This is a genomic window from Profundibacter sp. (assembly GCF_965277155.1).
Taxonomy (GTDB): domain Bacteria; phylum Pseudomonadota; class Alphaproteobacteria; order Rhodobacterales; family Rhodobacteraceae; genus Profundibacter.
Genome location: NZ_CBDIBV010000004.1, coordinates 210212 through 236767, shown reverse-complemented (window position 1 = coordinate 236767; position 26556 = coordinate 210212). Strand labels below are relative to the sequence as shown.

26 protein-coding genes are annotated in these 26556 nt (G+C 58.1%); 17 read left to right on the top strand and 9 right to left on the bottom strand.

Annotated features, from left to right (window positions below):
• The first annotated feature begins 11 nt into the window (after window positions 1–11).
• From ACQY4M_RS03160 to ACQY4M_RS03145, 4 genes are all read left to right on the top strand, one after another.
• Window positions 12–392, top strand: a complete 381-nt coding sequence (locus ACQY4M_RS03160) for a hypothetical protein (RefSeq protein ID WP_428540714.1) — start codon at window positions 12–14, stop codon at window positions 390–392.
• Window positions 393–476: 84 nt separating this feature from the next.
• Window positions 477–866: a MerR family transcriptional regulator gene (locus ACQY4M_RS03155; protein WP_428540711.1), complete on the top strand. Its 390-nt coding sequence runs from the start codon at window positions 477–479 to the stop codon at window positions 864–866.
• Complete coding sequence (locus ACQY4M_RS03150) at window positions 859–1230, top strand: carboxymuconolactone decarboxylase family protein (RefSeq protein WP_428540708.1); 372 nt, start codon at window positions 859–861, stop codon at window positions 1228–1230. Before ACQY4M_RS03155 ends, ACQY4M_RS03150 begins: the two co-directional genes overlap by 8 nt.
• A gap of 67 nt (window positions 1231–1297) precedes the next feature.
• Window positions 1298–2578 carry a DUF3422 family protein gene (locus ACQY4M_RS03145; protein WP_428540705.1) on the top strand — a complete coding sequence of 427 codons (1281 nt, stop codon included), beginning with the start codon at window positions 1298–1300 and terminating at the stop codon, window positions 2576–2578.
• A 9-nt stretch (window positions 2579–2587) separates the two neighbouring features.
• Here the strand turns inward: ACQY4M_RS03145 and ACQY4M_RS03140 are convergent, their stop codons facing one another.
• The 3 genes from ACQY4M_RS03140 to ACQY4M_RS03130 form a co-directional block, all read right to left on the bottom strand.
• A complete protein-coding gene (locus tag ACQY4M_RS03140; protein WP_428540702.1) occupies window positions 2588–3493 on the bottom strand; it encodes an ABC transporter permease in 906 nt (301 codons plus the stop codon).
• Window positions 3486–4493, bottom strand: a complete 1008-nt coding sequence (locus tag ACQY4M_RS03135) for an ABC transporter permease (RefSeq protein WP_428540699.1) — start codon at window positions 4491–4493, stop codon at window positions 3486–3488. The genes ACQY4M_RS03140 and ACQY4M_RS03135 overlap by 8 nt, the downstream gene beginning before the upstream one ends.
• Window positions 4494–4581: 88 nt before the next feature.
• Window positions 4582–6279 carry a peptide ABC transporter substrate-binding protein gene (locus ACQY4M_RS03130; protein ID WP_428540696.1) on the bottom strand — a complete coding sequence of 566 codons (1698 nt, stop codon included), beginning with the start codon at window positions 6277–6279 and terminating at the stop codon, window positions 4582–4584.
• Between the two features lie 413 nt (window positions 6280–6692).
• Here ACQY4M_RS03130 and argE point away from each other — a divergent pair, with 413 nt between their 5' ends.
• Genes argE through ACQY4M_RS03115 form a run of 3 tightly spaced genes read left to right on the top strand, consistent with a single transcriptional unit; the run spans window position 6693 to window position 9776 of the window.
• The gene (gene argE / locus ACQY4M_RS03125; RefSeq protein WP_428540693.1) at window positions 6693–7859 is read left to right on the top strand and encodes an acetylornithine deacetylase; all 1167 of its coding nucleotides are present in this window, start codon (window positions 6693–6695) and stop codon (window positions 7857–7859) included.
• A gap of 4 nt (window positions 7860–7863) precedes the next feature.
• The gene (locus ACQY4M_RS03120) at window positions 7864–9027 is read left to right on the top strand and encodes a M20 aminoacylase family protein (protein ID WP_428540690.1); all 1164 of its coding nucleotides are present in this window, start codon (window positions 7864–7866) and stop codon (window positions 9025–9027) included.
• Between the two features lie 8 nt (window positions 9028–9035).
• A complete protein-coding gene (locus ACQY4M_RS03115; protein WP_428540687.1) occupies window positions 9036–9776 on the top strand; it encodes a glutamine amidotransferase in 741 nt (246 codons plus the stop codon).
• A gap of 105 nt (window positions 9777–9881) precedes the next feature.
• Here the strand turns inward: ACQY4M_RS03115 and moaA are convergent, their stop codons facing one another.
• The gene (gene moaA, locus ACQY4M_RS03110) at window positions 9882–10892 is read right to left on the bottom strand and encodes a GTP 3',8-cyclase MoaA (protein WP_428540684.1); all 1011 of its coding nucleotides are present in this window, start codon (window positions 10890–10892) and stop codon (window positions 9882–9884) included.
• A gap of 178 nt (window positions 10893–11070) precedes the next feature.
• On the opposite strand from moaA, the gene ACQY4M_RS03105 reads away from it, so the two are divergent.
• Window positions 11071–11502 carry a hypothetical protein gene (locus ACQY4M_RS03105; protein ID WP_428540681.1) on the top strand — a complete coding sequence of 144 codons (432 nt, stop codon included), beginning with the start codon at window positions 11071–11073 and terminating at the stop codon, window positions 11500–11502.
• On the top strand, window positions 11503–13119 hold the full coding sequence (locus tag ACQY4M_RS03100) for an AMP-binding protein (RefSeq protein WP_428540678.1): 1617 nt from the start codon (window positions 11503–11505) through the stop codon (window positions 13117–13119).
• Between the two features lie 49 nt (window positions 13120–13168).
• On the opposite strand, the gene ACQY4M_RS03095 is transcribed toward ACQY4M_RS03100, so the two are convergent.
• Genes ACQY4M_RS03095 through glmU form a run of 3 tightly spaced genes read right to left on the bottom strand, consistent with a single transcriptional unit; the run spans window position 13169 to window position 17025 of the window.
• Window positions 13169–13846 (bottom strand): DNA alkylation repair protein, encoded by a 678-nt coding sequence (locus tag ACQY4M_RS03095; RefSeq protein WP_428540675.1) that lies wholly within the window; start codon window positions 13844–13846, stop codon window positions 13169–13171.
• Window positions 13843–15666, bottom strand: a complete 1824-nt coding sequence (glmS, locus tag ACQY4M_RS03090) for a glutamine--fructose-6-phosphate transaminase (isomerizing) (RefSeq protein WP_428540672.1) — start codon at window positions 15664–15666, stop codon at window positions 13843–13845. The genes ACQY4M_RS03095 and glmS overlap by 4 nt, the downstream gene beginning before the upstream one ends.
• Before the next feature lie 3 nt (window positions 15667–15669).
• The gene (gene glmU, locus ACQY4M_RS03085; protein ID WP_428540669.1) at window positions 15670–17025 is read right to left on the bottom strand and encodes a bifunctional UDP-N-acetylglucosamine diphosphorylase/glucosamine-1-phosphate N-acetyltransferase GlmU; all 1356 of its coding nucleotides are present in this window, start codon (window positions 17023–17025) and stop codon (window positions 15670–15672) included.
• Between the two features lie 130 nt (window positions 17026–17155).
• Here glmU and ACQY4M_RS03080 point away from each other — a divergent pair, with 130 nt between their 5' ends.
• The 7 genes from ACQY4M_RS03080 (at window position 17156) to ACQY4M_RS03050 (ending at window position 23836) form a co-directional block, all read left to right on the top strand.
• Window positions 17156–17821, top strand: coding sequence for an HAD-IA family hydrolase (locus ACQY4M_RS03080; RefSeq protein WP_428540666.1), 666 nt, complete (start codon window positions 17156–17158; stop codon window positions 17819–17821).
• Window positions 17822–17846: 25 nt separating this feature from the next.
• Window positions 17847–19052 (top strand): DegT/DnrJ/EryC1/StrS family aminotransferase, encoded by a 1206-nt coding sequence (locus ACQY4M_RS03075; protein ID WP_428540663.1) that lies wholly within the window; start codon window positions 17847–17849, stop codon window positions 19050–19052.
• Complete coding sequence (locus ACQY4M_RS03070) at window positions 19040–20260, top strand: glycerate kinase type-2 family protein (protein WP_428540660.1); 1221 nt, start codon at window positions 19040–19042, stop codon at window positions 20258–20260. The genes ACQY4M_RS03075 and ACQY4M_RS03070 overlap by 13 nt, the downstream gene beginning before the upstream one ends.
• Window positions 20261–20315: 55 nt before the next feature.
• Complete coding sequence (locus tag ACQY4M_RS03065) at window positions 20316–21221, top strand: MBL fold metallo-hydrolase (RefSeq protein WP_428540657.1); 906 nt, start codon at window positions 20316–20318, stop codon at window positions 21219–21221.
• Window positions 21222–21278: 57 nt separating this feature from the next.
• Window positions 21279–21686 carry a TIGR01244 family sulfur transferase gene (locus tag ACQY4M_RS03060; protein WP_428540654.1) on the top strand — a complete coding sequence of 136 codons (408 nt, stop codon included), beginning with the start codon at window positions 21279–21281 and terminating at the stop codon, window positions 21684–21686.
• Window positions 21687–21690: 4 nt separating this feature from the next.
• A complete protein-coding gene (locus ACQY4M_RS03055; RefSeq protein ID WP_428540651.1) occupies window positions 21691–22515 on the top strand; it encodes a SulP family inorganic anion transporter in 825 nt (274 codons plus the stop codon).
• Between the two features lie 94 nt (window positions 22516–22609).
• Window positions 22610–23836 carry an IS256 family transposase gene (locus ACQY4M_RS03050; protein WP_428539582.1) on the top strand — a complete coding sequence of 409 codons (1227 nt, stop codon included), beginning with the start codon at window positions 22610–22612 and terminating at the stop codon, window positions 23834–23836.
• Window positions 23837–23873: 37 nt separating this feature from the next.
• Here the strand turns inward: ACQY4M_RS03050 and ACQY4M_RS03045 are convergent, their stop codons facing one another.
• Together ACQY4M_RS03045 and msrB are read right to left on the bottom strand one after the other, a co-directional pair.
• On the bottom strand, window positions 23874–24464 hold the full coding sequence (locus ACQY4M_RS03045; RefSeq protein ID WP_428540648.1) for a cytochrome-c peroxidase: 591 nt from the start codon (window positions 24462–24464) through the stop codon (window positions 23874–23876).
• Between the two features lie 171 nt (window positions 24465–24635).
• Window positions 24636–25112, bottom strand: coding sequence for a peptide-methionine (R)-S-oxide reductase MsrB (msrB, locus tag ACQY4M_RS03040; RefSeq protein WP_428540645.1), 477 nt, complete (start codon window positions 25110–25112; stop codon window positions 24636–24638).
• A gap of 281 nt (window positions 25113–25393) precedes the next feature.
• On the opposite strand from msrB, the gene ACQY4M_RS03035 reads away from it, so the two are divergent.
• Entirely contained in the window at window positions 25394–26437 is a 1044-nt protein-coding gene (locus ACQY4M_RS03035) for an IS5 family transposase (protein WP_428539227.1), read from the top strand.
• The last annotated feature ends 119 nt before the right edge of the window (window positions 26438–26556 follow it).

The following is a 26556-nucleotide window of genomic DNA, read 5'->3' as shown; positions in this document are numbered from 1 at the left end:
GAGATGTTTAAATGAAGAGACTAGTTGTAATTATTGCCGCGCTTGCTGCTCTTTCGGCTTGCTCGGTTGACCCAGAAAAGGCGGCTGTGCGCCGTGCTGCGTTAATACAGAAGGTGTTTCCAAACCCTTCTGATCAACAAGGGCTTGATCTGGTGCTTCCTTTGACAAGCAGCGGAGTCGTTACACATTTGGCAATCGGGTATTTTACCAAGGATGTTAGCCAGCCAGAAGTGACTCGGCGGGTTGCATCATTTTGCGCACGGCAAAACAGCTCTCGTCTGACTGGGCAGGCCAGAATCGATAAAGATATGGGCCTTAGCGCCAGAACATTTTCTGATGGCAGCAAGAAACAAATACATACCGTGTGGTATGACTGCGTTCGCGCCAAGTAAAATAACACTTGTCCTAGAGCGCACTCTAGCAGCTAAGGTCCCTGTGAATCACTTCACGGGGGCCTTTTTTATGGCACAGATATTATGATGATCGGCGAGTTCGCCCGCGCGGCGGGGCTGTCGGTTTATACCGTCCGGTTTTATGAAAAGATCGGCTTGATCCCTGCGCCACCGCGCGATTCCGGTGGGCGCCGAGTGTATTCCGAGGACAGCCTTGGCTGGATCCACTTTCTAAAACAGTTGAACGCCACCGGGATGAAACAGGCCGACCGCGTGCGCTATGCCGCGCTGCGCTTGCAGGGCGAGGCAACCTATAGCGAACGGCGACAAATGCTGGAAGCGCATTACGACAAAATCCGCGCAGATCTGGCGGCATTGCAGAAAACAAGTGATCTGATGCAAAGCAAGATTTCCCTTTACCAAAGACTAGAGGCTGAACTGGCCGCAAGTGAAAAGGACAATAACAATGACTGACGCCCTGAAACGTGGCCGCGATGTGCTGGCTGAAATGAACCCCGAAATCGAACAGGTGTTGCGGGACCGGTATGACGGCATCCTGCCAGGTTTTGCCGAAAGTCTGGTCGAATGGGCCTATGGGCGCCATTACAGCCGCGAAGGCCTGGATATGAAAACCCGCCAATTGTGCACCGTTGCGGCACTGACCGCGCTTGGCGGACAGACAGGGCCGCAGCTAAAAATTAACATAGAAAACACGCTGGCCGCAGGCGCAAGCAAGCGCGAGATTGCCGAAGCGATATGGCAAATGGCTGTTTATGGGGGTCTGCCTGCCGCGATCAACGGATTGAATGCGGCAAAAGAGGTGTTCGAGGCTCGTTAACGACATCAAATGTTTACAGGCGGGGAATATGCGCTAGGTTGCCCGCGTAAACGTTTAAGGTGCCCAGATGAGCCAACTTGAAGACCACCCCCTGCGCTACCAGATGGCAAACGAGCTGCACGCCCGGCCGTTTCCCATTCTGTCGGCCCCGTGCCATGCGGTGTTTTTGGCGCTGAAAAATCCCGTGGATGCCGCCAATCGTGACCGTGGGCTGGACCTCGCCCACCTGATTGATCTGCTGGACCGCTTTGGCGCCCCGCACCCGCAGCCGGACGCCACGCATTTCTTTTGCGATCTGGGGCGGCACCGGTTGAAGTGGGAATTGCACCACGAATTTGTCACCTACACCATCTTTACCGACGGGGTGGCAGAACGTCCGTTTGACCCCGTCGCGTTCGAGGTTTTCCCTGCCGACTGGCTGGCAACCCTCCCCGGCAAGCGGCTGACGTCTGCCCTGATACGGGTCGAGGAAATGCCAAAGACCCCCGAGCAGGTCGAGGCGAAGATAAAGGACTGTTTCGTCGCCGAAAGTATCGCGGTATCCTATACGCTGGACCGGAACGCCATTGTCGCAGGGGACTACCGGATCGATAGCGCGGGGCATTTGCGGTTCGCGATCTTTGTTGAACCGGGCACCGGCGAGCGGCGGATCGGGCGCACCTTGCAGCGGTTATGCGAGATCGAAACCTATAAATCCATGTCGATGCTGGCGCTGCCAAAGGCGCTGAACCTGTCCAAACGGCTGGCGCAGATTGATGTGCAGGTGTCCGATCTGGTCGGCCATATCAAAAACGCGGCCCGCTCCGAGGAAGAGGCGTTGGGCGAATTGCTGGGTATCTCGACCGAACTTGAGGATTTGATGGCGCAAACCAGTTTTCGTTTTGCTGCATCGCGGGCCTATAGCACCATTCTGGAAGAACGGATTGCGGCGATGCGCGAGGACCGCTTTGGCGGGCGGCAAACCTTTTCGGAATTCATGCTGCGCCGGTTCGATCCGGCGATGCGCACGGTCAGGTCAGCCGAGGCACACCTGAAGGAAATGGCCGAGCGGGTGATGCGGGCGGCGGATTTGTTGCGCACAAGGGTCGAGGTGGAGCGGTCTGCGCAAAATCAGGCCCTGCTGGAAAGCATGGACAAACGGGCCGATTTGCAACTGCGGTTGCAGCGGACGGTCGAAGGGCTGTCTGTGGTGGCGATCAGTTACTATGCAATCAATCTGGTGACTTACGGGCTATATCCCTTTGCCAAAGCCGCGCATCTGGATAAACCGATGCTGACGGCTATGGCCACGCCTGTGGTGTTGTTGGTGGTCTGGTGGATCGTGCGCCGGATCAGGAAGGCGCATTAGGGTTTCCCCTTACCGTTTGCGTAACCGTGGATCCAGCGCATCGCGCAGCCCGTCGCCGATATAGTTTACCGACAGCACCGTCAGCGAAATTGCCAGACCGGGCCAGATCACCCGCTCGGGGTAAATTTGCAGGTATTCGGCAGCGTCATTCAGCAGCCGGCCCCATGTTGGGAAATCCGGCGGAAAGCCAAGGCCAAGGAAGGACAGCGCGCTTTCGGTGATGATAGCGTTGGCTATACCCAGTGTGGCAGACACCATGATCGGTGACATCACGTTGGGCAGAATGTGTCGCATGATCATCTTGAACGGGGTGGTGCCGATGGATTGTGCCGACAAGATGAATTCGCGTTCCTTCAGCGCCAGCACATCACCGCGCACGATCCGCGCTGTAGGCATCCAGCTGGTGATGCCGATGGCTGAAACCATCAGGATGAATATCCCCATCTCCGGCCCGAAGGCGGCGGAAAGTGGTTCGCGAAACAACATCATCATAACCAGCAGCAGTGGCAACAACGGCAGAGCCAAAAACAGATCGGTGATCCGCATCAATATCCCGTCCAGCCGCCGGAAGTACCCCGACAAAACCCCTATAAACGTGCCTAGAAACAACGCTAAAAGCATTGCTGTCATACCGACCGCAATCGAGGTTCGACCGCCCTGGATCATTTGTGCCAACGCATCGCGCCCCAACCCGTCAGTGCCCAGCGGGTGGGCTAGCGATGGGCGCTGATCCATTGCGCCATAGTCGTTATAGGCAGGGTCAATCGGCCAGAGGAATTTACCAAACAGGACCGCAACAAGGATTAATAGAAACACAAACGAGGCGAGCATCGCGCCCTTGTGGTGGCGGAACTGGTCCCAGATGTCCCACCACTGGCTGCGCGGGGCTTTGGTTGGCTGTGCGGTCTCAGTCATAGCGGATCCTCGGGTCCAGAATGCCATAAAGGATATCGGCAATCAGGTTGAATATCACAATCAGGAAGGCAAAGATGAAGGTCAGGGTCTGCACGGTCGGCAGGTCATTTGCCTCGATCGCCTTGATCAGCATGTCACCGATGCCGTTCACCTTAAAAACCTGTTCGGTGATGATCGCGCCGCCAAAAACGCCGGGAACCCCCAGCGCAATCACCGTCACAACCGGGATCATCGAATTGCGCAGCACATGCACCAGCACCACCACCTTTTCCGACAGCCCCTTGGCCCGGGCGGTGCGCACATAATCCTGATTCAGGTTGTCCAGCATCGAGGCCCGCATGAACCGGCTGATCTGTGCGGCGTTGTATAAGGCGAGAACAAACACCGGCATGGCGATCTGTTTTAGCTGTTTCACAAAGCTGGGCCAGTCGTGAACCACCAGCATTGTGTCATAAATCGACGGGAACCAGCCCAGATAGACCGAAAAGATCACGATCAGCAGCAGGCCGGTGAAAAACGTCGGCACGGAAAAACCGATCATCGAAATGAACGTGCCGATCTGGTCGAACCACGAATATTGCTTGTAGGCCGAAATAACCCCGATCGGGATCGCTATCAATGCGCCAACCACATAGGACAGGCCAACCACCCACAGGGTTTGCGGCAGGCGTTGAACGACTACATCCATCACCGGACCGCGCCACTGCCAGCTGATCACCCGCAGTTTGCCATCGGCAAAACCGGTGCCAAAGAAGTGGTCGATCATCACCTGTGGCTCGATGATAAAGAATTGCACCAGCCATTTGTAGAACTGCACATAGTTGGGCTGACCCAACCCCAGAGCCTCGCGCATTTTGGCTTTTACCTCGGGGGGGACGGTCAGCGGCACATTGGCCGTGGGGTCGCCTGGGGCAAGTTTCAGTAAGGCGAATATCACCAGAGCGATGAACAGAAGCGTCGGGACGGCCAGTAACAGGCGTCTGATCGTGAAGGTTAGCATCGGCGTCTCGGTTTATGGTTCTGGGAATATTTAGGGTAGCAAGTGGGCGACCCCGAAACATGTCCGGGGCCGCCTGAGTTCGCTTGATTTACTTGGCGCGTGTCCAGTCGGCCACGTTCCACATCTGGCTGTCCCAGACGTTCATATCAACACCGCCCAATGTGTTAGAGCGGGCAGATACACTGGCGCGGTGAGTGATCGGCAGCATGATGTAGTTCTGCATCAGCATGTCGTTCATCGCTTTGGCCAGTTCGGCGCGTTTGTTGATGTCACCGGTTACGGACATCTCTTTTACAAGTGCCTCGTAATCATCGTTACAAAAACGCGGCATATTGTTGCCCTGCCACTGGTTTTCCGGGCTCGGGATTTGGGCGCATGTCCAGCTTGCCATGTAACCTTCGGGGTCTGTGCCGTTGAAGTTGTTGGTGTACATTTCAACATCGGCAAAGAATTTCTGGAAGGTGTCGTTCGAGCCCGGATCTGAACCAAAGAACACAGAGGCCGAGATGTTGCGCAATTCAACTTCTACGCCGATCTGGTTCCACCACTGTTTGATAGCCGCCTGATATTTCTGGCGGACAGCGTTTGTCGATGTCTGGTACAGAACTTTCAGGCGCATGCCGTCTTTTTCGCGGATACCGTCCGAGCCTTTGACCCAGCCCGCATCGTCCAGCAGCTTGTTTGCGCCATCAATGTCTTGCACGAGGCAAGAGTCATTGGCGGTTGATGCATAGATTGCAGGGGCAGGCAGCACGTTACAGGTCGGTTTGCCTGTGTCGCCGTAACCGATTTTGGTCAGCAGCGCGCGGTCGATGGCCATTGACAGGGCCTTGCGCACGTTGATGTCTGACAGGAACGGGTGCGGGTGCTTGATCGTGCCGCGCTCGTCGCCCAGATCGGGGCTGACATCTGTCAGGTTGATCATGATGCATTCAACCGATGTGCCAAAGCCGGAAATGACCTGTCCTTTGCCTGCCGATGCCATACTGGCCAGAACATCGGGGGACAGTTGCAGATTCCAGGCGTAATCGAATTCGCCAGTTTCCAGAACAGAACGGCCCGCCGCCTGTGCATCGCCGCCACCTTTGAAGGTCACAGTCGCAAATGCCGGTTTGTTCGGGTCGCGATAGTTTTCATTGGCTTTGAACGAAATCACGTCATTCGGACGGAAATCTGTGACCACAAACGGGCCAGTGCCGATCGGGTTGAAGTTTTCAGTCGTACATTCCTGTGCCTTGGCACCGACGCAGTTTTCAAACTGGGCCTTCTGGATAATCGGTGTGCTTGCACCAACAAACGGGCCATAGGGGAACGGCTTGGGTTCCGAGAAATGGATAACAGCCGTGCGGTCATCAGGAGTGTCGATGCTGGTAACGCCGTCAAAATAGTTCGACGAGGCACAACCACCATCAGGGTCGGTGCAGTATTCCCATGTGAATTTCACATCGGCCGATGTCAAAGCTGTGCCATCAGACCACTTCAGGCCTTCTGTCAGCTTCCATGTGATGGATTTCAGGTCAGCGGAAACACCACCGTTTTCAACGGTTGGAACTTCGTCAACCAGCCAAGGTACGATTGCGCCGCTTGCGTCATAACGGGCCAGAGGCTCGTTCACCAATGCTGCTGCGTCCTGTTCCTTGTTACCGCCGGACAGATACTGGTTCATCGTGGATGGGGCTTGCCAGTAGATGATGTTCAACTGGCCGTCAGAGCCACGTTCGGCAAAGGCCGCGGGGGCCATTGCAAAGGCACATGCTGCGCCCATAAGGATTGTTTTCATTTTCATAGGTTTTATTCTCCTTGTTGATATCTTGGCTCGAATTCTCACAGGCTCGCGGTTGGATCCGCGGCGTTTGTTGTCATGTTCATGTGAAAAGGGGCAGTCCAGCCTTGTGCGGATTCGCAATTGCGAATTTTGCCGTAGCAATGGTGTTGAACTATTACAATGTCCTTGAAAACAAGGACGGGCAGCGCCCAATTGGGCATATTGCACCCCCAGGTGGTTCTTGTTTTTATACCGGCATGTTCCATCCGGCTGTTTTGATTTGATAGACGTTAACATGATTTTTTAGCGTATCAACACCTAACTGCCTGACGTCGCGTGATTTCTTACCCGATGTTCAAATTTTATCCGCAAGGTCTTGACGTTACCCGCATCCGCGCCCAACCTGCGGCCTTGCCAGAACACAGGAGAGAACAGTGCCCCAAATCTATTCCGCACGCGAAATGCTTGAAAAGCTTGTTTCTTTCCCCACCGTCAGTTCGGAATCAAATCTGGAACTGGTGGATTGGGTCGAGGCGTATCTGGCCAGCCATGGTGTCAAATCCCATCGGGTTTATAATGCGGAAGGCACCAAGGCGAACCTCTATGCCAATGTCGGCCCCGAGGTCGAGGGCGGGGTGATCCTGTCGGGCCATACCGATGTGGTGCCGGTGGAAGGGCAGGATTGGGACACGGACCCTTTCACGGTTGTTGAAAAGGACGGCAAACTATACGGGCGGGGCACTTGTGACATGAAAGGCTTTGACGCGCTGGCGCTGGCCGCCGTGCCGCTGGCGCTGGAGCGCGGTATCAAGCGTCCGATCCAGATTGCATTGTCTTATGACGAAGAAGTGGGCTGTGTCGGGGCGCCCGATATGATTGATGCAATGGCCGAACATATGCCACGCGCATCGGCAGCGGTGATTGGCGAGCCTTCAATGATGAAGGCGGTCAGCGGCCACAAGGGGGCCTTTGGTATCCGCACCCATGTGCATGGTTACGAGGTCCATTCCTCGCTGATCCATACCGGTGTTTCTGCGGTGATGGAGGCGGCCAAGCTGATTGACTGGGCCAACCAGATGAACGCCATTAATGCGGCTGCCCCCGTGCCGCCCGAGGTCGCAGCATTTGTGCCACCTTATACCACGCTGCATGTCGGTATTATTCATGGCGGCACCGCGAACAATATCACCGCCAAGGATTGTGAATTCGGGCTGTTTATCCGCTGTGTGCCCAGTGATGACTTTGATCAATGGACCAAGGCCTATCTGGACAAAGTGGCCGAGGTCGAAGCCGGAATGAAAGCGATCCGGCCCGAGGCGTGGATCGAAACCCATGTAACCAAAGGTGTGCCGGGGCTGAAACCCGAAAAGGATGGCGCAGCCGAAGCTCTTGTGCGTCGCCTGACCGGTGACAATTCCACCAATGTGGTGTCTTACGGCACCGAGGCCGGCCAGTTTCAAGCGCGCGGGCATTCTGCAATCATTTGCGGGCCGGGTAGCATTGATCAGGCGCACCAGCAAAATGAATTCATTGAAATCAGCCAGTTAGAGGCGGGTGAGCAGTTCATGCACCGCCTGATTGACCACCTAAGCGAGGACTAGAACGATGCCCATCAAGAACAGGTTTGCCGATCTGCACGAAGAAATCACCGGCTGGCGCCGCCACCTGCACGAAAACCCCGAACTGCTGTTTGATACGCCGAAAACATCGGCCTTTATCACCGAAAAGCTGAAGGAATTCGGCTGTGACGAAGTGGTTGGCGGTATCGGGCGCACCGGCGTTGTGGCGGTGATCAAGGGCAAGAGTGATACATCCGGCAAGGTAATCGGCCTGCGGGCGGATTTCGATGCACTGCCCATATTTGAGGCCACGGGATTGGATTATGCCAGCAAAACTGAAGGAAAGATGCACGCCTGCGGCCATGACGGTCACACCGCGATGCTTCTGGGGGCGGCGAAATACCTGTCGGAAACCCGCAATTTCGATGGCACCGCCGTTCTGATCTTCCAGCCTGCCGAAGAAGGTGGAGCGGGCGGCAAGGAAATGGTCGATGACGGCATGATGGACCGCTGGAACGTGCAAGAGGTTTATGCCATTCATAACTGGCCCGGTGCGCCTGTCGGGTTTTTTGCCACTCGCTCGGGGCCGTTTCTGGCGGCAACCGACCAGTTCGATATCCGGGTTGTGGGCAAAGGCGGTCACGGGGCCATGCCACAAAATACGGTGGATGCCACTGTTGTTGCCAGCCACATCGTTGTGGCGTTGCAGTCTATCGTGTCGCGCAATGTTGACCCGGTTGAACAGGCGGTGGTTTCGGTCACCAGTTTCGAAACCGAAAGCAAAGCCTATAATGTAATTCCGACTCTGGTTAGCCTGAAGGGAACCGTGCGCACCCTAACAGATGAAAACCGCGATCTGGTCGAAACACGTCTAAAGCAGATTGCGACTTCGACTGCCGAGGCATTCGGGGCGAAGGCCGAAGTCAGCTATATGCGAGGCTATCCGGCCATGGTGAACCACGATACGGAAACCGGTCACGCAATAGATGTGGCAGAAAAGGTTACGGGGAGTTGTGGCGAAGCACCTTTGGTTATGGGCGGCGAGGATTTTGCCTATATGCTTGAAGCACGCCCCGGTGCCTTTGTGGTGCTGGGAAATGGTGATAGCGCGATGCTGCATCACCCTGAATACAATTTTAACGACGAAATCATCCCGACCGGTTGTAGCTGGTTTGCCGAAATGGTGGAAAGCCGGATGCCGGCAAAGTAGGGACTGTGATGAAACCCTTTCTGATCCTGCAACTGCGCCCCGAGACCGAGGCAGCGGATGACGAGTTTCAGGCCTTTCTGGATAAGGGGGGGCTGAAACCCGGAGATGTCCATCGTATCCGGCTGGATTGCGAGGATATTCAGCAAGACCTTGATCTGTCGGCTTATTCCGGGGTGATTGTCGGCGGGGGTCCGGGCTGTGTCTCGGACCTGCCCGAGAAAAAGACACCCGTTGAAGCACGGATCGAGGCCGAAGTGCTGGGGCTGATGCCGCAGATATGCGAGCAGGACGTGCCGTTTCTGGGGTGCTGTTATGGCATCGGGGTGCTGGGCGAATATCTGGGCAATGTGATCAGCAAGGAAAACTATTCCGAAGAGGTGGGCACCTCGGACTGCACGCTGACCGAGGCGGGGCAGGCGGATGCTTTGCTGGAAGGCGTGCCGGAACATTTCAGTGCCTTTGTTGGCCATAAGGAAGCGATGCAGCGGTTGCCCGAAGGGTGCGCGCATCTGGTGTCCTCAAAGGCGTGCCCCTATCAGATGGTGCGCTTTGGGCAGAATGTTTATGCCACCCAGTTCCACCCCGAAGCGGATGCGGCAGGGTTTGAAGTTCGGATCGGGATATACAAGCATCGGGGATATTTCGCGCCCGAAGATGCGGAAAAACTGGTGCAGATGTGTCGGCAGGCAGATGTGTTTGCGCCCGAGTTGATCCTGCGAAATTTCGTGTCACGCTATGGGCAGGATTGACAGCAACGGTTGCGCCGCCTGACGGCGTCGCCCAAGGCTCGCCCCTATGGGGCTCGCCTTTTGCCTTCGGCGAAGGTATTTTCGGGCAAGAAGAAGGGGGGGGAACTACCCGCCTGTGTGGCTCATGTGGCGGGTCATTTGCCCGTCGGCTTTTTGGCGGGAATAGTCGAAATCATGGCCTTTAGGTTTGGTGCCAATCGCTTTGTGGATCGCGGCGACTAATGGGGCGTCGTCCTCGGGGTTGTCGCGTAGGGCGGGGCGCAGGTCCATGTGGCCCTCTTGTCCCAGACAGGTATAGATTTCGCCGGTGCAGGTGATGCGTACACGGTTGCAGCTTTCGCAGAAATTATGCGACAGCGGGGTGATAAAGCCGATTTTCTGACCGGTTTCGTTCAACCGGATATAGCGGGCTGGCCCGCCGGTGGTTTCGGACAGATCGGTGGTGGTGAAACGTGTTTCCAACCTGTCGCGCAGATCCTTGAGCGACCAGTATTGCCCCAGACGGTTGGCTTCGCCCATGTCATCGCCCATCGGCATGACTTCGATAAAGGTCAGATCCAGCCCCTTGCTGGCGCACCAGTCTTGCAGGGTGAACAACTCGTCTTCGTTAAAGCCTTTTACAGCCACCGCGTTCAATTTCACACGCAAACCGGCCGCCTGTGCGGCCTCGATGCCGCGCAGAACCTGTGGCAGGCGGCCCCATCGGGTGATTTCGGCGAATTTTTTCTCGCTTAACGTGTCCAGCGATACGTTGATGCGTTTGACCCCGCAGGCCGCCAGTTCCCCGGCGTATTTTTCCAGTTGAGAGCCGTTGGTGGTGACGGTCAGTTCTTTTAGCGCGCCCGAGTCCAGGTGCCGTTTCATCGCGCCGAAAAACGTCATGATTCCACGCCGCACCAAAGGTTCGCCGCCGGTGATGCGCAGCTTCTGCACGCCAAGATCGATAAAGGCCGAACACATGCGGTCCAGTTCCTCGAGCGTCAGAAGTTCCTTTTTCGGCAGGAATTTCATGTTCTCGGACATGCAATAGACACAGCGGAAATCGCAGCGGTCGGTGACGGATACGCGCAGGTAGGTAACGGCGCGATTGAAGGGGTCGATCAGGGCAGGTTCCATGTATCCTGTCTATGCTTCAATCAAGGGCACAGCAAGGGGTGTCACCAAATGGTGAGGCATTGAACCGCAGGCTGATCCGTCCTAATCTGTAGTCATGAAAAATATAGTTAAAACAAGTGTAGTGATTTTGGCCGGTCTTTTTTTGGCCGGTTGTGATGGGAAATTCAGTCAGGGGGGGGTGTTCAAGCCCAAGCCGCAAGAGCCGGCCAAGGTTGAAAGCGATTCAGGCCCGCGTCCGGCGGCGCGGCCTGCGGGTGTTGCCGCCAAACCGGCTGCCACGGCGCACACAGCCGAGCAGTTTGACACCACAACGCCAAAGCAGCGGGCCGAAGCGGTGGCCGAGGCTTCGGACAGCGGGGCGCGCAAACTGGGCACAACGATAGCATCCTTGGGCAATCCGGCCGAGGCGGGGTTCTGGATCAAGACGCCATTGGTCAGCAAGGCCGGTAAAGGACGGTTGGAGTATCCGGCCACGGGCAAATCCGTGGCGGTTGATCTGATCCCGATTGACGGGCCGAAAACCGCAGGCAGCCGCGTGTCACTGGCCGCGTTGCGCCTGTTGGGAGCACCTTTGACGGGGTTGCCGGAATTGATTGTATTTACGGAATAAATGCAGGTTCGGCGGTTCATAACACCCGATGCGGACTGGGCGGTGATGCGGCAAGGTTTCCATTGGGATTTGCCTGCCAGTTATAATATTGCGCAGGGGTGTTGCACCGCTTGGGCCATATCCGAGCCTGACCGCGTGGCGTTGACCCATCTGGCGGCGGACGGGGGGCAGCAGGTCTGGACCTATGGGATGCTCGAGGCGGCCTCGAACGCGCTGGCCAATGCCTTTGCAGCGCGCGGGGTGGGGCGTGGTGATCGGGTGGCGATCCTGCTTCAGCAGGGGCCGGAGGTGCTGATCAGCCATTTTGCCGCCTACAAACTGGGCGCGATTGCTCTGCCGTTGTTCACGCTTTTCGGCGAAGAAGCACTGTCCTACCGCCTGTCGGATTCCGGCGCACGAGGGGTGGTGACGGACGAGGCGAACCTGCAAAAGGTGATGGCGCTGCGCGGGGATTTACCGGACCTGAAAGAGGTGTATTCGATTGACCCTGCCACGTCACCTGTGCGGGATTTCCACGGGGAAATCGCCGCTGGATCGGCGGATTTCACCTCAGCTGTCACCACACCTGATGATCCCGCTTTGCTGGTCTATACGTCCGGCACCACCGGCCCGCCCAAGGGGGTGCTGCACGGGCATCGGGTGTTATTGGGGCATCTGCCGGGGATCGAGGTTCATCATGAATTCTTTCCGCAAAAGGGCGATTGCGGCTGGACCCCTGCCGATTGGGCCTGGGTTGGCGGGCTGCTGAACATGGCGCTGCCGTGCCTGCATTACGGGGTGCCGCTGATCAGCCGCAGGATGCGCAAGTTTGATCCCGAAGAGGCCTATCAACTGATCATTCGCCACCGCATGCGCAACCTGTTCCTGCCGCCCACCGCGCTGAAACTGATGCAGCAGGTGGATGTGCCGGAGGGTGTAGATATCCGCTCGGTTTCGTCAGGCGGCGAGAGCCTTGGCGCGCCGTTGCTGGCCTGGGCGCAGGAGGCGCTGGGGTGCCATATCAATGAAATCTACGGGCAGACGGAATGCAATCTGGTGATTTCCAGCCAAGGGGGCGGCGGGCATCAGAAGGCGGGTTTCATGGGGCCGGCGGTGCCGGGGCACGAGGTGGCGGTGATCGATGCCGACGGGCAAGAGATGCCCGCGGGCGAGATGGGCGAAATTGCGGTGCGCCGGCCCGATCCGGTGATGTTCCTGCGCTATTGGAACAAACCCGAGGCGACGGCGGCGAAATTCACGGGCGACTGGATGCGCACCGGTGATCTGGGCGTGCGCGATGCGGAGGGCTATTTCCGCTTTGCCAGTCGGGATGACGATGTGATCACCTCGGCCGGATACCGGATCGGGCCAAGCGAGATTGAAAACTGCCTGGGCGGTCATCCGGATGTGGTGATGGCGGCGGTGATCGGGGTGCCGGATGCGATGCGCACCGAGGTGGTAAAAGGTTTTGTCGTGCTGCGCGAGGGGGCGCAGTGGAAGGGGCTGGAAGAGGTGTTGATTGCGCGGGTGCGCGAAAAGGTCAGCCCGCATGTGGCGCCACGGATGATCGAACGGGTAGAGAGCCTGCCGATGACGGCGACAGGCAAGATTATGCGGCGGGAGTTGCGCGGGGATTGAGTGCTGGATGCCTTAAGCGGGGATATTTGGGCGAAAAAGAAACAGGGTGTTATTTGAGCTGGCGGGCGGCTTCTTTGCGGGCAAAGGGCTTCATTCGTTCGCCGTATTGATCCAGAAAGGCGCGGGTGCGGTCGGCATCGTGTTTGGACAGATCGCGCAGCCACCATGCGATCGCTTTCTGGATGAACCAGTCCTTGTCATCGACATAGCCAGCCGCCCAGCCCAGCACGCGGTCGCGGATGGCCAGATCGGCGGGTTTGGGGTGGTTCTGGCGGGTCCAGGGCAGGGTGATCACCAATGCGGCGCGGCGGGTCCACATGTGGGGGGATGTGGTCCAGAGTTCCACTTCGTCAACACGCGCGGGGTTTGCCTGAAGCCGTTTGCGCCCCGCCATGCAGGCGTGATCGGCCAGCGCCCAGCCGTCAAAATCGGGCACCCATGATTTGATCAGATCCCAGACGGCATCATCAGGGCGGATGCGCGCCTGTGTCAGCAGTTTGGTGGCGGCGATGCGGGCCTCGAATATGTTGCTTTGCCACAGACCTTCGGCCAGTTGCACACGGCCCGCGATATCAAGGTCGGCGCGCCACTTCTTGACCTCGGCATCAATCATCGGGTTGGCAACACCCAGAAACGGGTGGCTGGATTTGTGATAGGCGGCCATTTGCAGCGCCTTGCCGGGCACTGTATGGGATTTCAGCGCCGCAATGGCATTTTCAGGCGTCATTCCACCGTCACCGATTTGGCCAGATTGCGCGGCTGGTCCACATCGGTGCCTTTGGCAATCGCCGTGTGATAGGCCAGCATCTGTGCCGGGACCGCGTACAGGATTGGCGCAAACAGCGGGTCCACCTGCGGCATGGCAAGGGTTTCCCATGCGCCTTCACTCGCTTCCCTGATGCCTGCGGAGTCCGAGATCAGCAGTACCTTGCCGCCGCGTGCCATCACCTCTTGCATGTTGGAAACGGTTTTATCAAACAGCGCATCACGCGGGTCCATCACCACCACGGGCATGGATTTATCAATTAGGGCGATGGGGCCGTGTTTCAATTCGCCCGAGGCATAGCCTTCGGCGTGTATATAGCTGATTTCCTTCAGTTTCAGCGCGCCTTCCAGCGCCAGCGGGAACATCGCACCACGGCCCAGAAACAGCACATCCTGTGCTTCGGCCAGCTTGCGGGAAATGGCTTTGACCTCGGGACCGGTGTTGATCGCAAGGCTTAGCAATCCGGGCAGGGTGCGCAAGGTGGCAAGGTGGCCGGCAAGGGTTTTATCGTCCAGCACGCCCTTGTCCGACGCGGCCTTTAGCGCCAGCGTGGCCATGACGGCCAACTGGCAGGTGAACGCCTTGGTTGAGGCCACGCCGATTTCGGTGCCAGCAAGGATTGGCAAGGCCAGATCAGATTCCCGCGCGATCGAGGATTCGGGCACGTTGACCACGGAAACGACCATATCGGCCTTGCCCTGACAGTAGCGCAGGGCGGCCAGTGTGTCGGCCGTTTCGCCCGACTGGCTGACGAACAGGGCCAGCGTGCGGGCCGGAATGGGTGGTTCGCGGTAGCGGAATTCGCTGGCAACGTCCACTTCGACGGGCAGGCGGGCAACCTGTTCGAACCAATATTTCGCGGTCAGGCAGGCCAGATAGGCGGTACCACAAGCAACCATGGTGATGCGGTCGAACTGGGTGAAATCAATGCCACCATCGGGCAGGGTGATCACGTTGCCATCAGCGGTGATGTAATGCTCGATCGCCTCGCCCAGAACGGTGGGCTGTTCGGCGATTTCCTTGGCCATGAAATGCTTGTGACCGCCTTTTTCAATCCTCGTGCTGTCGATATTCACGGTCTTGATCGGGCGGTAAACCTGCTGGCCGTCGGCATCACGGATTTCCACGCTGTTGCGGGTGATGACGGCCCAGTCGCCCTCTTCCAGATAGGTGATCCGGTTGGTCATCGGTGCCAGCGCAATTGCGTCTGAGCCGACATACATTTCGCCATCCCCGTGCCCAATCGCCAAGGGCGAGCCTTTGCGCGCGGCGATCAGCAGATCGTCTTCGCCGTCAAACAGGAAGCACAGCGCGAATGCCCCGTCTAGACGCGACAGGGTTTTTTGCACGGCCTTGCGCGGGCTGTCGCCTTGCTCGATATAGTGATGGGTCAGAAGGGCGACGGTTTCGGTATCGGTTTCGGTCTGGAATTTGATGCCTTCATTGGCCATTTCCGCGCGCAATTCGCGGAAATTTTCGATGATGCCGTTGTGCACCACAGCGACCGGTCCGGCCCTGTGCGGGTGTGCGTTGCCGGTGGTGGGGGCGCCGTGGGTGGCCCAGCGGGTGTGGCCGATACCGGCCTTGCCAGCCAGCGGATCATGCACCAGCAAATCGGACAAATTCACCAGTTTGCCAACTGCGCGACGGCGGCCCAGTTTGTTGTTATCAATGGTGGCAATGCCGGCGCTGTCATAGCCGCGATATTCCAGCCGTTTCAGGGCTTCGACAAGTAATGGGGCGGCCTCGTGATCACCCAAAACACCAACTATTCCACACATAATTTACGCCCCTTTGTCGCGCTTGGCCTTGGCGGCCTTGAGTTTTGCAAACAGCTTGCGGGCCATGCCCGGTTTGGTTTCCTGCCGCGCACGGGCAAGGGCCAATGCCCCGTCCGGCACATCGCGGTTGATCACCGATCCGGTGGCTGTCATGGCTTCGTTCCCGACCGTTACCGGCGCAACCAGCATGGTGTTCGAGCCGATGAATGCGCCTTCGCCGATCTCGGTGCGGTGCTTCATAAAGCCGTCATAGTTGCAGGTGATCGTGCCCGCGCCGATATTGCTGCGTGCGCCAATGCTGGCGTCCCCGATATAGGACAGGTGGTTCACCTTGGCGCCTTCGTGGATCATGGCGTTTTTGACCTCGACGAAATTGCCAACCTTGGAGCCTTCGGCCAGTTTGGCACCGGGGCGCAGGCGGGCATAGGGGCCGACAATGGCATCGCGCGATACATGGCAGCCCTCAAGATGGGAAAAGGCGCGGATGGTGGCGCCTGACTCAACCGTCACATCGGGGCCGAATACCACATTGGGTTCCACCACTGCATCACGGCCAATCACCGTATCAAAGGCAAAGAACACCGTGTCCGGAGCGATCAGGGTAACGCCGTTTTCCAGTGCTTCGGTGCGTTTTTGGGCCTGAAACAGCGCTTCGGCCCGGGCCAGTTCGGCGCGGGTGTTGATGCCAAGGGTCTCGGCTTCGTCACAGGTGACAACGCCGGCGCTTAGCCCGCGTTTGCGTCCGGCGGCAATGATGTCGGTCAGGTAGTATTCGCCACTGGCGTTGTCATTGCCAATGGTTTCCAGCAGATCGAACAGTGTTGCGGCATCGGCCGCCACCAACCCGCCATTGCACAGGGTGATGGCCAGTTCTTCAGGCGTGGCATCCTTGGCCTCGACAATCCGTTCGAACTGCCCGTCCCGCACTACCATCCGGCCATAACGGCCCGGATCGGCGGCCTCAAACCCCAGCATCACGATATCCGCACCCTCTGTGCGGGCCTGCGCCATTCTGGCGATTGTGTCGGGGGATACAAAGGGGGTGTCGCCGAACACCACGATGGCATCGCCGCCAAACCCGTCCAGCGCCCCGGCGGCCTGCAAAACCGCGTGGCCGGTGCCCAGTTGTTCGGTCTGGTGCACGATGGTGGCGTCAGGGTCATAGGCCAGCACGGCAGGTTTGACCAGATCGGCCCGATGCCCCGCGACCACCACGGTTTTTTCCGGCGAAACCGCACGCCCCGAGGCCATCGCATGCACCACCAAAGGCACGCCGCCCAGCGGGTGCAGCACCTTGGGCAGGTCCGAATTCATCCGTGTTCCCTGACCGGCGGCCAGAACGATTAATGCTGTTGCCATGATGCGTCTGCTCTTTTCTTTTTGTCGCCGCCCGTATTATCGCTTATAGGCGTGGGGGCAAGTCACTTGTGTTTACGCATTATTACAACAGCAGGCAGGCCTTCGCCAAGAGGGGCGCAAAGGGTGGGACATGAAAACGGTAATTTTTGATCTGGACGGCACATTGGCCGACACCAGCGGTGATCTGATTGTGGCGGCAAATGCCTGTTTCGCCGCACTGGGACACGGGGCAATGCTGGATATGCAGGCAGATCAGGCCACGGCCTTTGCCGGCGGGCGGGCAATGCTGCGGCTGGGTTTTGAACGGCTGGGTGTGGACGATATCGAGGCGCGGATTGATGAGCAGTTTCAGCCGTTTATCGGGTATTACGGGGCGAATATTAATACCCACACGCGGATCTATGACGGGGTCGAGGCGGCGGTGCAACGCCTGCTGGATGCCGATTATCGCGTGGGGATCTGCACCAATAAACCCGAATGGCTGGCCGAGGATCTGATGCAACGGCTGGGGATGCGCGATATGTTTAGCGCGCTGATCGGGGCCGATACCCTGCCGGTGCGCAAGCCCGATCCCGCACCCTATGTAGAAACGGTGCAGCGGGCGGGCGGTAATGTGGCGCGCTCGGTGCTGATTGGCGACACGGTGACAGACCGCGAAACGGCGCGGGCGGCGGGGGTGCCTTCGGTGCTGGTGACATTCGGGCCGACGGGGCGGGATGTCGAGGCGCTGCAACCCGAGGCATTGCTGGATCATTACGATGATCTTTTTGACCTTGTGGAAGGGATGATCGGCTGACAATGTGCCTTCAAGGAGGCCAGATATGAGCGACAGATTCACCGGTAATTTCACCCAGCAGGAACCGATCCCGGACGAGGGGATCGAGGCTGCCCTGAACGTGCTGCGCCACGGGCGTTTGCACCGCTATAATGTGGCCGAGGGCGAAGCGGGGGAAACCGCGCTGCTGGAGCAGGAATTCGCCGCCTACATGGGATCGAAATACGCGCTGGCGGTGGCTTCGGGTGGCTATGCAATTGCCACGGCGCTGCGGGCCGTGGGGGTTGTGGCGGGTGACAAGGTGTTGACCAATGCCTTTACTCTGGCCCCTGTGCCGGGCGCGATTGCCAGCCTTGGCGCGGTGCCGGTGTTTGTCGGCGTGAGTGATGGGTTAACCATTGATCTGTCTGATCTGGAAGGAAAAATTACCGACAGCGGGGCAAAGGTTCTGTTGCTCAGCCATATGCGCGGTCATATCTGCGACATGGACGCATTGATGCGGATTTGCGATGCGACAGGCGTTCTGGTGATCGAGGATTGTGCCCATACGATGGGCGCGCGCTGGCGCGGGGTGCTGTCGGGGCGGCACGGGGTGATGGCGGCCTACTCGACCCAGACCTACAAGCATATGAATTCGGGCGAGGGCGGGTTGCTGGTGTCGGATGATGCCACGCTGATGGCCCGCGCGGTGATGTTGTCGGGCAGCTATATGTTGTTCGAACGCCACCTTGCGGGGCCACCTGCGCAAGCCTTTGAAAACCTGCGTTACGAGGTGCCCAATATATCGGGCCGGATGGATAATTTGCGCGCGGCGATCCTGCGCCCGCAATTGCAGGCGCTGGATGGGCAGGTGGCGGCCTGGAACGCGCGTTATCGCGTGGTCGAGGCCGGCTTGCGTGGCACGGCGGGGCTGACCGTGATCGAACGGCCAAAGGAGGAGGAATACGTCGGTTCCTCGATCCAGTTTCTGTTGCTGGACTGGGCGGATGAGCAGATCGACGCGGTGTTGCAGCGTTGCGCGGCGCGTGGTGTGGAACTGAAATGGTTTGGCGGGGCCGAACCCAGCGGCTTTACCTCGCGCTACGACAGTTGGCGTTATGCGCCAGAGCAGAGCCTGCCGGAATCCGACCGCGTATTGAAAGGGATACTGGACATGCGCCTGCCGCTGACCTTCAGCCTGCAGGATTGTGAACAGATTGCCGGTATCATCCGCACCGAGGTCGGGGCGGTGTATCAGCAATGGGCGGGGTGATGCGCGAAAAGGCGCAGCAGATTTTCCGCGCTGGCGTGGCGGCGGCGGACCCTTATCAGGCAGTGGATCGGGCGTTGCGGGCGGACCCGGTGCAGTGTGCGGGTAAATTGCTGGTCTTGGCTGTGGGCAAGGCTGCAATGCGGATGGCGCAGGCGGCGGTGGCGCATGTGTCGGGCGCAGAAGTGATTGTGATCACAAACTATGAGAATGCTAAAGAGGTTGATTTTGCAGAAGTATTCGCCGCAGGACATCCGGTTCCTGATGATGGCGGGGCCAGGGCTGCGCGCCATGTGATCACAAAATTGCAAGCTCTGGGGAGGGCCGATCAGGTTCTGGCGCTGATCAGTGGCGGTGGTTCGGCCTTGCTGCCCGCACCGCCTGCGGGGATCAGCTTGCAGGACAAGGCCGAGGTCAACCGGCTGCTGCTGGCTTGCGGGGCGGAAATCGGTGAAATGAACCTGATCCGGCAGCAGATTTCCGACCTTAAAGGCGGCGGATTGTTGCGGATTGCCGCACCGGCAAAGGTGCGGGCGCTGATCCTGTCGGATGTTGTGGGGGATGATTTGCGCCGGATCGCCAGCGGGCCGACGGTGGCGCCGGTGGGCACGCGGGAACAGGCGGTGGACCTGCTGAAATCCTATGCAGTGTGGGACGATTTACCCGCTTCTGTGCAATCGCATTTGTCAACGCCAGCGCCGGACTTGCCCCCTTTGCCACAGGCAGAAAACCAACTGGTCGGATCAAACCCGATCAGCGTTGCCGCGATGAAACAGGCAGCCGGGGCAGCCACTGTCCACCCCGAACCGTTGACCGGAGATGTCACTCAAGCGGCAAAAATTGTTATGAAATCCGGCACAGGCATCACTCTGTTCGGTGGCGAAACCACCGTCAAGCTGACCGGCACAGGCCTTGGCGGGCGCAATCAGGAACTTGCGCTGCGGGTGGCGCTTTTGGCCGAACAACAGGGCTGGGGCGATGAATGGGTGTTCTTGTCCGGTGGCACCGACGGGCGCGACGGGCCATGTGATGCGGCGGGCGGGATTGTCGATGGCGGCACCCTGAAGCGGATACGTGAAGCGGGTGTTTCACCCGTGGATATGCTGGCCAATAACGACAGCTATCACGCGCTACAGGCGGCGAGCGATCTGCTGATGACCGGCGCTACAGGCACAAATGTCGCAGACCTGCAGGTGTTGATCCGGCGGTAAGCTTGCTTATATTCAGTAAAAGGAATATGAATGCCCATCCGCAAAGGAGCCTGTTATGAAAGACACTGCCAACGACACGGATTTCCCCGTAAACAAGGACGTCACTCCCAAGGTAACGCCGTTTTTCGACGAGGGCAGCAATACCTTTTCCTATGTGGTTCAGGACCCCAATTCGGACGCCTGCGCGGTGATCGATTCCGTGCTGGATCTGGACTATGCCGCCGGACGCACAGGGTATGAACACGCGGACAGGATTATCAACTTTATTCAAGATAACGGGTTGAAACTGGAATTGCAGATCGAAACCCACGTTCATGCCGACCACCTGTCGGCTGCGCCCTATATTCAGGAAAAACTGGGCGGTAAAATCTCGATCGGGGATAATATCACCGTGGTTCAGGATGTTTTTGGCAAAGTGTTCAACGAGGGCACCGAGTTTCAGCGCGACGGCAGCCAGTTTGACATCCTGTTTCGCGAGGGCGACACTTATACAATCGGCACCATGCCTGCATATGTGATGCACACGCCAGGCCACACACCCGCTTGCATGACCCATGTGATCGGCAATACCGCTTTTGTTGGCGACACGCTGTTCATGCCCGATGCCGGTTCGGCGCGGGCCGATTTCCCGGGCGGGGATGCTGGGCAACTGTATGATTCTGTGCAGAAAATCCTGTCCCTGCCAGATGAAAACCGCCTGATGATGTGCCACGATTACGGCCCCGGTGGCCGCGAGGTTCAATATGAAACCACGGTGGCGGCGCAAAAGGCCGAAAACATCCATTTCAGCGGCGGCACAACCCGCGAGGAATTCGTGAAAATGCGCGAGGCCCGCGATGCCACGCTGGCCATGCCGCGTCTGATCATTCCCTCCATTCAGGTCAACATGCGGGCCGGAAACATGCCAAAACCCGATACAGATGGGAACGTCTATTTAAAGGTTCCGATAAATAAACTATGAAGAGCCCAACAAGCTTCGGGGAACATCGAAGCGATGGCGAAAAGGGATAGAAGAAGCATGGAAATAAGGCGCCTTTCGGATGATTTTGCAGTTAGCCCGCAGATCAAGGTCGAGGATTTACAGGCAATCTGGGATGCAGGATACCGCACCCTGATCTGCAACCGCCCCGATGGCGAGGAAGCAGAGCAAGCGGATTTTGCTGCGATTGAAGCTGAGGCCCGCAAGATCGGGTTCGAGGTTTTCCACATCCCTGCAATCTCGGGCAGGGCCGCGATGCCCCATGCAATCCAGACCCGCAAGGCGCTTGAAACCGCACCAAAGCCCGTCTTCGCTTATTGCCGCACCGGCACCCGTTGCACGGTGATCTGGTCGCTGATGATGCTGGGCGAAATGGAGGATGCCGATATTCTGGCCTCTGCCGCCGCCGCCGGGTATGATATGTCCCGCCTGATCCACGTCGATTGACCCTATGAAACGCCTGTCGATCCCCGTGCCTTTGCGCCGCTACCTGCCAGTTCTGGACTGGGGCAGCCAATATTCCCGCGATGATCTGACAGGGGATGCAGTGGCAGCGGTGATCGTCACGATCATGCTGATCCCGCAATCTCTGGCCTATGCCTTGCTGTCTGGTTTGCCGCCGGAAATGGGCCTGTATGCGTCAATCCTGCCACTGATCGCCTATGCGGTGTTCGGCACCAGCCGGGTGCTGGCCGTGGGGCCGGTGGCTATTATTTCGCTGATGACAGCCACAGCGGTGGGCCAGATGGCACTGTCAGGCACTGCAGAATATGCCGCCGCCGCGATTGTGCTGGCGTTTATGTCGGGGCTGATCCTGCTGTTGATGGGGGTGCTGCGGCTGGGGTTTTTGGCCAATTTCCTTAGCCATCCGGTGATTGCCGGTTTCATGGCCGGCGCGATCATCCTGATTGCCACCAGCCAGATCAAGCACCTGTTCGGGATCAAGGCCAGCGGCAGCGACCTGATCACCCTTGGTGGTGCATTGATCCGTAACATCGCTCAGACCAACCCGATTACGGTTGCAATATCAGCGGTTTCTGTCGGGTTCCTGATCTGGGCACGCAAGGGGCTGAAACCCCTGCTTGTGCGCACGGGCCTGCCCGCGCGACTGGTTGCCATCCTGTCCAAAACCGGCCCGCTTGTAGTGGTGGCCGCCACGACTTTTGCCGTCTGGGTGTTTCACCTGGATCAACACGGCGTGTCGATTGTCGGTAAACTGCCCCGGGGCATCCCGCCATTTACCGTGCCGGTGTTCGATGCGGAAACTGGGGGGTAGTGTCGCGAGTTTGGTGGAAATTCGAGGACGGCGTAATCTCCGGGTGCATCGAAGCCACCCAACCGGCGGCTGGAACCGCCAAGGAGATCACGCCATGACAAAGAATACAGCAACATCGACATCCGCGCTACTGGCCAATGAAGCAGGCTATGACCCGATTGAAGACCGGCTGCGCCAGAACATCCGCGCGACGATCGAGGCGGTTTTCGAAGAGGAGCTGGAGCAGTTTCTGGGCCGTTGCCGGTATGGCCGCAGCGGCGGGGCAAAGGCCGGATACCGCCACGGGCATCGCGAGCGGCAACTGGTCGGAACATTTGGAACCGAAACGGTGCGCGTGCCGCGTGCGCGGATCACAGGCGAGGCCGGCAAGGCCAGAGAATGGCGCTCGAAGGCATTGCCCCGCTACCAGCGGCTGACGAAGAAGGCCGAGGCGCTGATCGCTGCTGTCTACCTTTCGGGCACCAACACACGGCGGGTAAAACGCGCCCTGTTCGGCCTGTTTCAGGGGGCGGTCAGCAAGGATGTGGTGAGCCGCGCCTGGCGCAAGGTGAAGGTGGACTGGCAGGCGTGGTGCGCCCGCAGCCTTGCGGATGAAGACATCGTGCGGCTGATCCTGGACGGCACCGTGATCAAAACGCGGATTGACAGGAAGGCCACCAATATCTCGGTTCTGGCCGCGATTGGCGTGCGCCGGGATGGGCAGAAGGTCTTGTTATCACTGATGAACATGGGCGGCGAAAGCACCTCCGCCTGGCGTCAGTTCATCAACGATCTGGATGCGCGCGGGTTGAAACGGCCCGAATTTGTCATCGTGGACGGGGCACCGGGACTTGAGGTCGCTCTCATTGCCCTCTGGGGTGAAGATCTGCCGATCCAGAGGTGCACGGTGCACAAGCACCGCAACCTTCTGGCCAAGGCACCCAAGCGTATGCATGATGAGTTGACAGAAGATTACCGCGACATGATCTACGCCAAAACACCCGAGGAAATCGCCACCCGCCGCAAGGCATTTCTGCGAAAATGGCGGCTGAAATGCAAGGCCGTCGCTGACAGCTTGGAAGAAGCAGGAGATAAGCTTTTCACCTTCACGCGTCTGCCACAAGGCCAGTGGAAATCGGCCAGAACGACAAATGCGATCGAACGCCTGAACGAGGAATTCCGCCGCCGCATCAAGACCCAGACCGTGCTGCCATGCGCCGAGACCGTGCCGATGCTGCTTTGGGCTCTGATGGCCTCGGGGCAGATCGTCATGCGAAAGGTCGATGGCTGGGAAACGCTCGCTCAGCCCGTCGCCGACGCAACCCTTGACCAAGCCGCCTGACCGGCGCATAACTCAACCCGCTCGGAGGTGCCTGAAATCAATTTCCACCACTTTCGAGACACAACCCAACACCTTCACAGTTGGCAGATAAATCCACCGGAAAATCTATAGCGCAGATTTCGGGGCCCCATATCTTGCCAAATGCAGGTGCATAATCCGACTCGCATACCCGTTGCACCACACAAGCGGCGTGTGGCATCGCCATTTCAACCGGGTTGGTGAACGGCCCCATCGCCTGATCTGCCGCGACATTCCCCAAAACATGGCCAGTGGCCCGCCCATCCAGGAACGCCCCCCCGACAAACAACACGCCACCATCTTCAATCGTATGATGGAATACCGGCGCATTGGCAGCATAGGCTGCTGTGGGTGGTTTACGGTTGCCAAAGCGACCTGAAATTGACCCTTCGACCACGCTCCCGCCGCCATGTTCCCCTTCAACTGGGCTTCCAAACCCATAATCTGGGTCATGACAGGATGCACAGGACATATTGTGGTTAAAGGACAGGTCTGCATCGAAAAATAGCTCTTTTCCCAGCGCTTGCATGGTCGACAAATCGTCTGCCACACCAACAGAAGGAGCCACCAGAGACGCCGCTGCAAACAGAGACAGAATTCCAAGTTTCATTTCACATTCCAATACAATAGTGTTTTACTCAGGTATTTCTTACGGCAGAGGGCTTTCGCTGTAAAGATAAATATCTGACTGTTATTGTAAGATTTATAGCTGCAAGCAGCTTCGCAAAAAAATGGCCGCCAAGGGCGACCACATATTGTTTTAATATCTGAAGGTTATGCGTTATGTAGCAATGAACTTCAACGCGACCCCGTTCATGCAATAACGTTTGCCGGTCGGTTTCGGCCCATCATCAAACACATGCCCCAGATGCCCGCCACAGCGACGGCAATGCACTTCGGTGCGGCGTGAAAACAGCGTGTTGTCCGCCTTGGTACCAATCGCATTTGGCAAGGGTTTCCAAAAGGACGGCCAGCCGGTGCCGCTTTCGTATTTGGTTTCCGAGGAATACAGCGGCAGATCACATCCGGCACAGGCAAACACCCCTTTGCGGTGCTCGTCATTCAGCGGGCTGGTAAAGGCGCGCTCGGTCCCTGCCTCGCGCAGCACATTATAGGCTTTGGGCGAAAGCAGTTTACGCCACTCCGCCTCGCTGCGCATGATTTCAAATTTTTCGGTTGAGGCGTTGATCCGCAGAGTACCCAACCCAAAGGCCGCAGCTGCGGCAAACCCCGATGTCAGCATGGCTCGTCTGTTCATATCGTCACTCCTTTTGGGGCCCTCATAACACAAACCCTACCTTGCAACGCAAAACACATGGCTTCACAGTTTTGTGTCAACTTGGAAATACCGCCGCAATACCAGATGTGCGCTGGCCATAACCCCCATCCACAACAATATCGAAACTGGATGCTGGTCAAACATCATCACAATGAACCAAGGCCCGAACAATAGGGAACCTCTAAAAATCCCCCAAAATCCGGCCTGACGGGGTAGAATCGTCATCAGGATGAAAATGATTCGACCGACGGGGTTTTGTCATGGGTCAGATGGGATTTTTTGATCTTTCCAGCCGATACGCGGGACTGGACAAATCTGGTGATCCGCTGGTGTTGCTCAACGACATGGTGCCGTTCGAGGATTACCGGGACGAGCTGAAGGCCATATGGCGCACGCCGCCCGAACAGCGCAAATCCAACGCTGGCCGCCCGCCTTGGGATGAGGTGCTGATATTCAAGACGATGGTTTTGCAGCAGCTCTACAACCTCTCTGACGATCAGATCGAGTATCAGATCCGCGACCGCCTGTCGTTCATGCGGTTTCTCGGCCTTGGCATTGAAGACAGCGTACCTGACGCCAAGACCATCTGGGCCTACCGTGAAAGGCTGGCCGGGGCCGGGAAGATGAAGGAGCTGTTTGACAAGTTCGATGCCTTTCTGCGCGAAAAGGGCTATCTGGCGATGGGCGGGCAGATTGTTGATGCGAGCATCGTTCCGGCGCCGCGCCAGCACAACAAAAGGGACGAGAACGAGAAAATCAAGGCGGGCGAAACGCCTGAAGAGTGGGAGGAAAAACCCCACAAGAAGCGCCAGAAGGACGTGGATGCGCGCTGGACGAAGAAGCACGGCAAGAGCTATTACGGCTACAAGAACCACATCAATGTCGACCGGCGGCACAAATTCATCCGCGCTTATGATGTCACCGATGCCGCCGTGCATGACAGCCAGGCGCTTGCCGGTCTGATTGATGCGAGCAACACCTCATCGGACCTGTGGGCCGACAGCGCCTATCGCTCGCAAAAGATCGAAAGCGAGCTGGAAGAGCGGGGGCTTCACAGCCATATCCATCACAAGGGCAGGCGCGGCAAGCCGCTTGGCGAGCGCCAGCAAAAGGCCAACCGGAGGCGCTCGAAAGTGCGGGTCCGGGTCGAGCATGTATTCGCTTTTCAGGAGCGCTCCATGGGCGGCAAGCTGATCCGCTCCATCGGCCTGAAGCGGGCGCGATTTCGCATCGGGATGATGAACCTGGTCTACAACATGAAGCGCTTCGTCCAGTTCGAATGCGGCCTGGCGGCGCCGGGATAAGGGTTCATGGGGTGAGGTGTGCCTGAAATACCCAAAACCGGCTTGAAACCGGTGAAAATGGGTTTATGATCCGAAGCAATCAGGCGGGACAGGCGAAAAACCGTCCACCCCGCCGCGAA

What these genes read in the sequence shown, in the direction of transcription:
- ACQY4M_RS03095 (WP_428540675.1), bottom strand. Translation starts at nt 13,846, where the DNA reads ATGACGCCTGAAAATGCCATTGCGGCGCTGAAATCCCATACAGTGCCC.
- ACQY4M_RS03150 (WP_428540708.1), top strand. Translation starts at nt 859, where the DNA reads ATGACTGACGCCCTGAAACGTGGCCGCGATGTGCTGGCTGAAATGAAC.
- ACQY4M_RS03080 (WP_428540666.1), top strand. Translation starts at nt 17,156, where the DNA reads ATGAAAACGGTAATTTTTGATCTGGACGGCACATTGGCCGACACCAGC.
- msrB (WP_428540645.1), bottom strand. Translation starts at nt 25,112, where the DNA reads ATGAACAGACGAGCCATGCTGACATCGGGGTTTGCCGCAGCTGCGGCC.
- ACQY4M_RS03035 (WP_428539227.1), top strand. Translation starts at nt 25,394, where the DNA reads ATGGGTCAGATGGGATTTTTTGATCTTTCCAGCCGATACGCGGGACTG.
- moaA (WP_428540684.1), bottom strand. Translation starts at nt 10,892, where the DNA reads ATGGAACCTGCCCTGATCGACCCCTTCAATCGCGCCGTTACCTACCTG.
- ACQY4M_RS03050 (WP_428539582.1), top strand. Translation starts at nt 22,610, where the DNA reads ATGACAAAGAATACAGCAACATCGACATCCGCGCTACTGGCCAATGAA.
- ACQY4M_RS03060 (WP_428540654.1), top strand. Translation starts at nt 21,279, where the DNA reads ATGGAAATAAGGCGCCTTTCGGATGATTTTGCAGTTAGCCCGCAGATC.
- ACQY4M_RS03140 (WP_428540702.1), bottom strand. Translation starts at nt 3,493, where the DNA reads ATGACTGAGACCGCACAGCCAACCAAAGCCCCGCGCAGCCAGTGGTGG.
- ACQY4M_RS03120 (WP_428540690.1), top strand. Translation starts at nt 7,864, where the DNA reads ATGCCCATCAAGAACAGGTTTGCCGATCTGCACGAAGAAATCACCGGC.
- glmS (WP_428540672.1), bottom strand. Translation starts at nt 15,666, where the DNA reads ATGTGTGGAATAGTTGGTGTTTTGGGTGATCACGAGGCCGCCCCATTA.
- ACQY4M_RS03065 (WP_428540657.1), top strand. Translation starts at nt 20,316, where the DNA reads ATGAAAGACACTGCCAACGACACGGATTTCCCCGTAAACAAGGACGTC.
- ACQY4M_RS03075 (WP_428540663.1), top strand. Translation starts at nt 17,847, where the DNA reads ATGAGCGACAGATTCACCGGTAATTTCACCCAGCAGGAACCGATCCCG.
- ACQY4M_RS03115 (WP_428540687.1), top strand. Translation starts at nt 9,036, where the DNA reads ATGAAACCCTTTCTGATCCTGCAACTGCGCCCCGAGACCGAGGCAGCG.
- ACQY4M_RS03100 (WP_428540678.1), top strand. Translation starts at nt 11,503, where the DNA reads ATGCAGGTTCGGCGGTTCATAACACCCGATGCGGACTGGGCGGTGATG.
- ACQY4M_RS03055 (WP_428540651.1), top strand. Translation starts at nt 21,691, where the DNA reads ATGAAACGCCTGTCGATCCCCGTGCCTTTGCGCCGCTACCTGCCAGTT.
- glmU (WP_428540669.1), bottom strand. Translation starts at nt 17,025, where the DNA reads ATGGCAACAGCATTAATCGTTCTGGCCGCCGGTCAGGGAACACGGATG.
- ACQY4M_RS03130 (WP_428540696.1), bottom strand. Translation starts at nt 6,279, where the DNA reads ATGAAAATGAAAACAATCCTTATGGGCGCAGCATGTGCCTTTGCAATG.
- ACQY4M_RS03135 (WP_428540699.1), bottom strand. Translation starts at nt 4,493, where the DNA reads ATGCTAACCTTCACGATCAGACGCCTGTTACTGGCCGTCCCGACGCTT.
- ACQY4M_RS03160 (WP_428540714.1), top strand. Translation starts at nt 12, where the DNA reads ATGAAGAGACTAGTTGTAATTATTGCCGCGCTTGCTGCTCTTTCGGCT.
- ACQY4M_RS03155 (WP_428540711.1), top strand. Translation starts at nt 477, where the DNA reads ATGATGATCGGCGAGTTCGCCCGCGCGGCGGGGCTGTCGGTTTATACC.
- ACQY4M_RS03045 (WP_428540648.1), bottom strand. Translation starts at nt 24,464, where the DNA reads ATGAAACTTGGAATTCTGTCTCTGTTTGCAGCGGCGTCTCTGGTGGCT.
- ACQY4M_RS03145 (WP_428540705.1), top strand. Translation starts at nt 1,298, where the DNA reads ATGAGCCAACTTGAAGACCACCCCCTGCGCTACCAGATGGCAAACGAG.
- ACQY4M_RS03070 (WP_428540660.1), top strand. Translation starts at nt 19,040, where the DNA reads ATGGGCGGGGTGATGCGCGAAAAGGCGCAGCAGATTTTCCGCGCTGGC.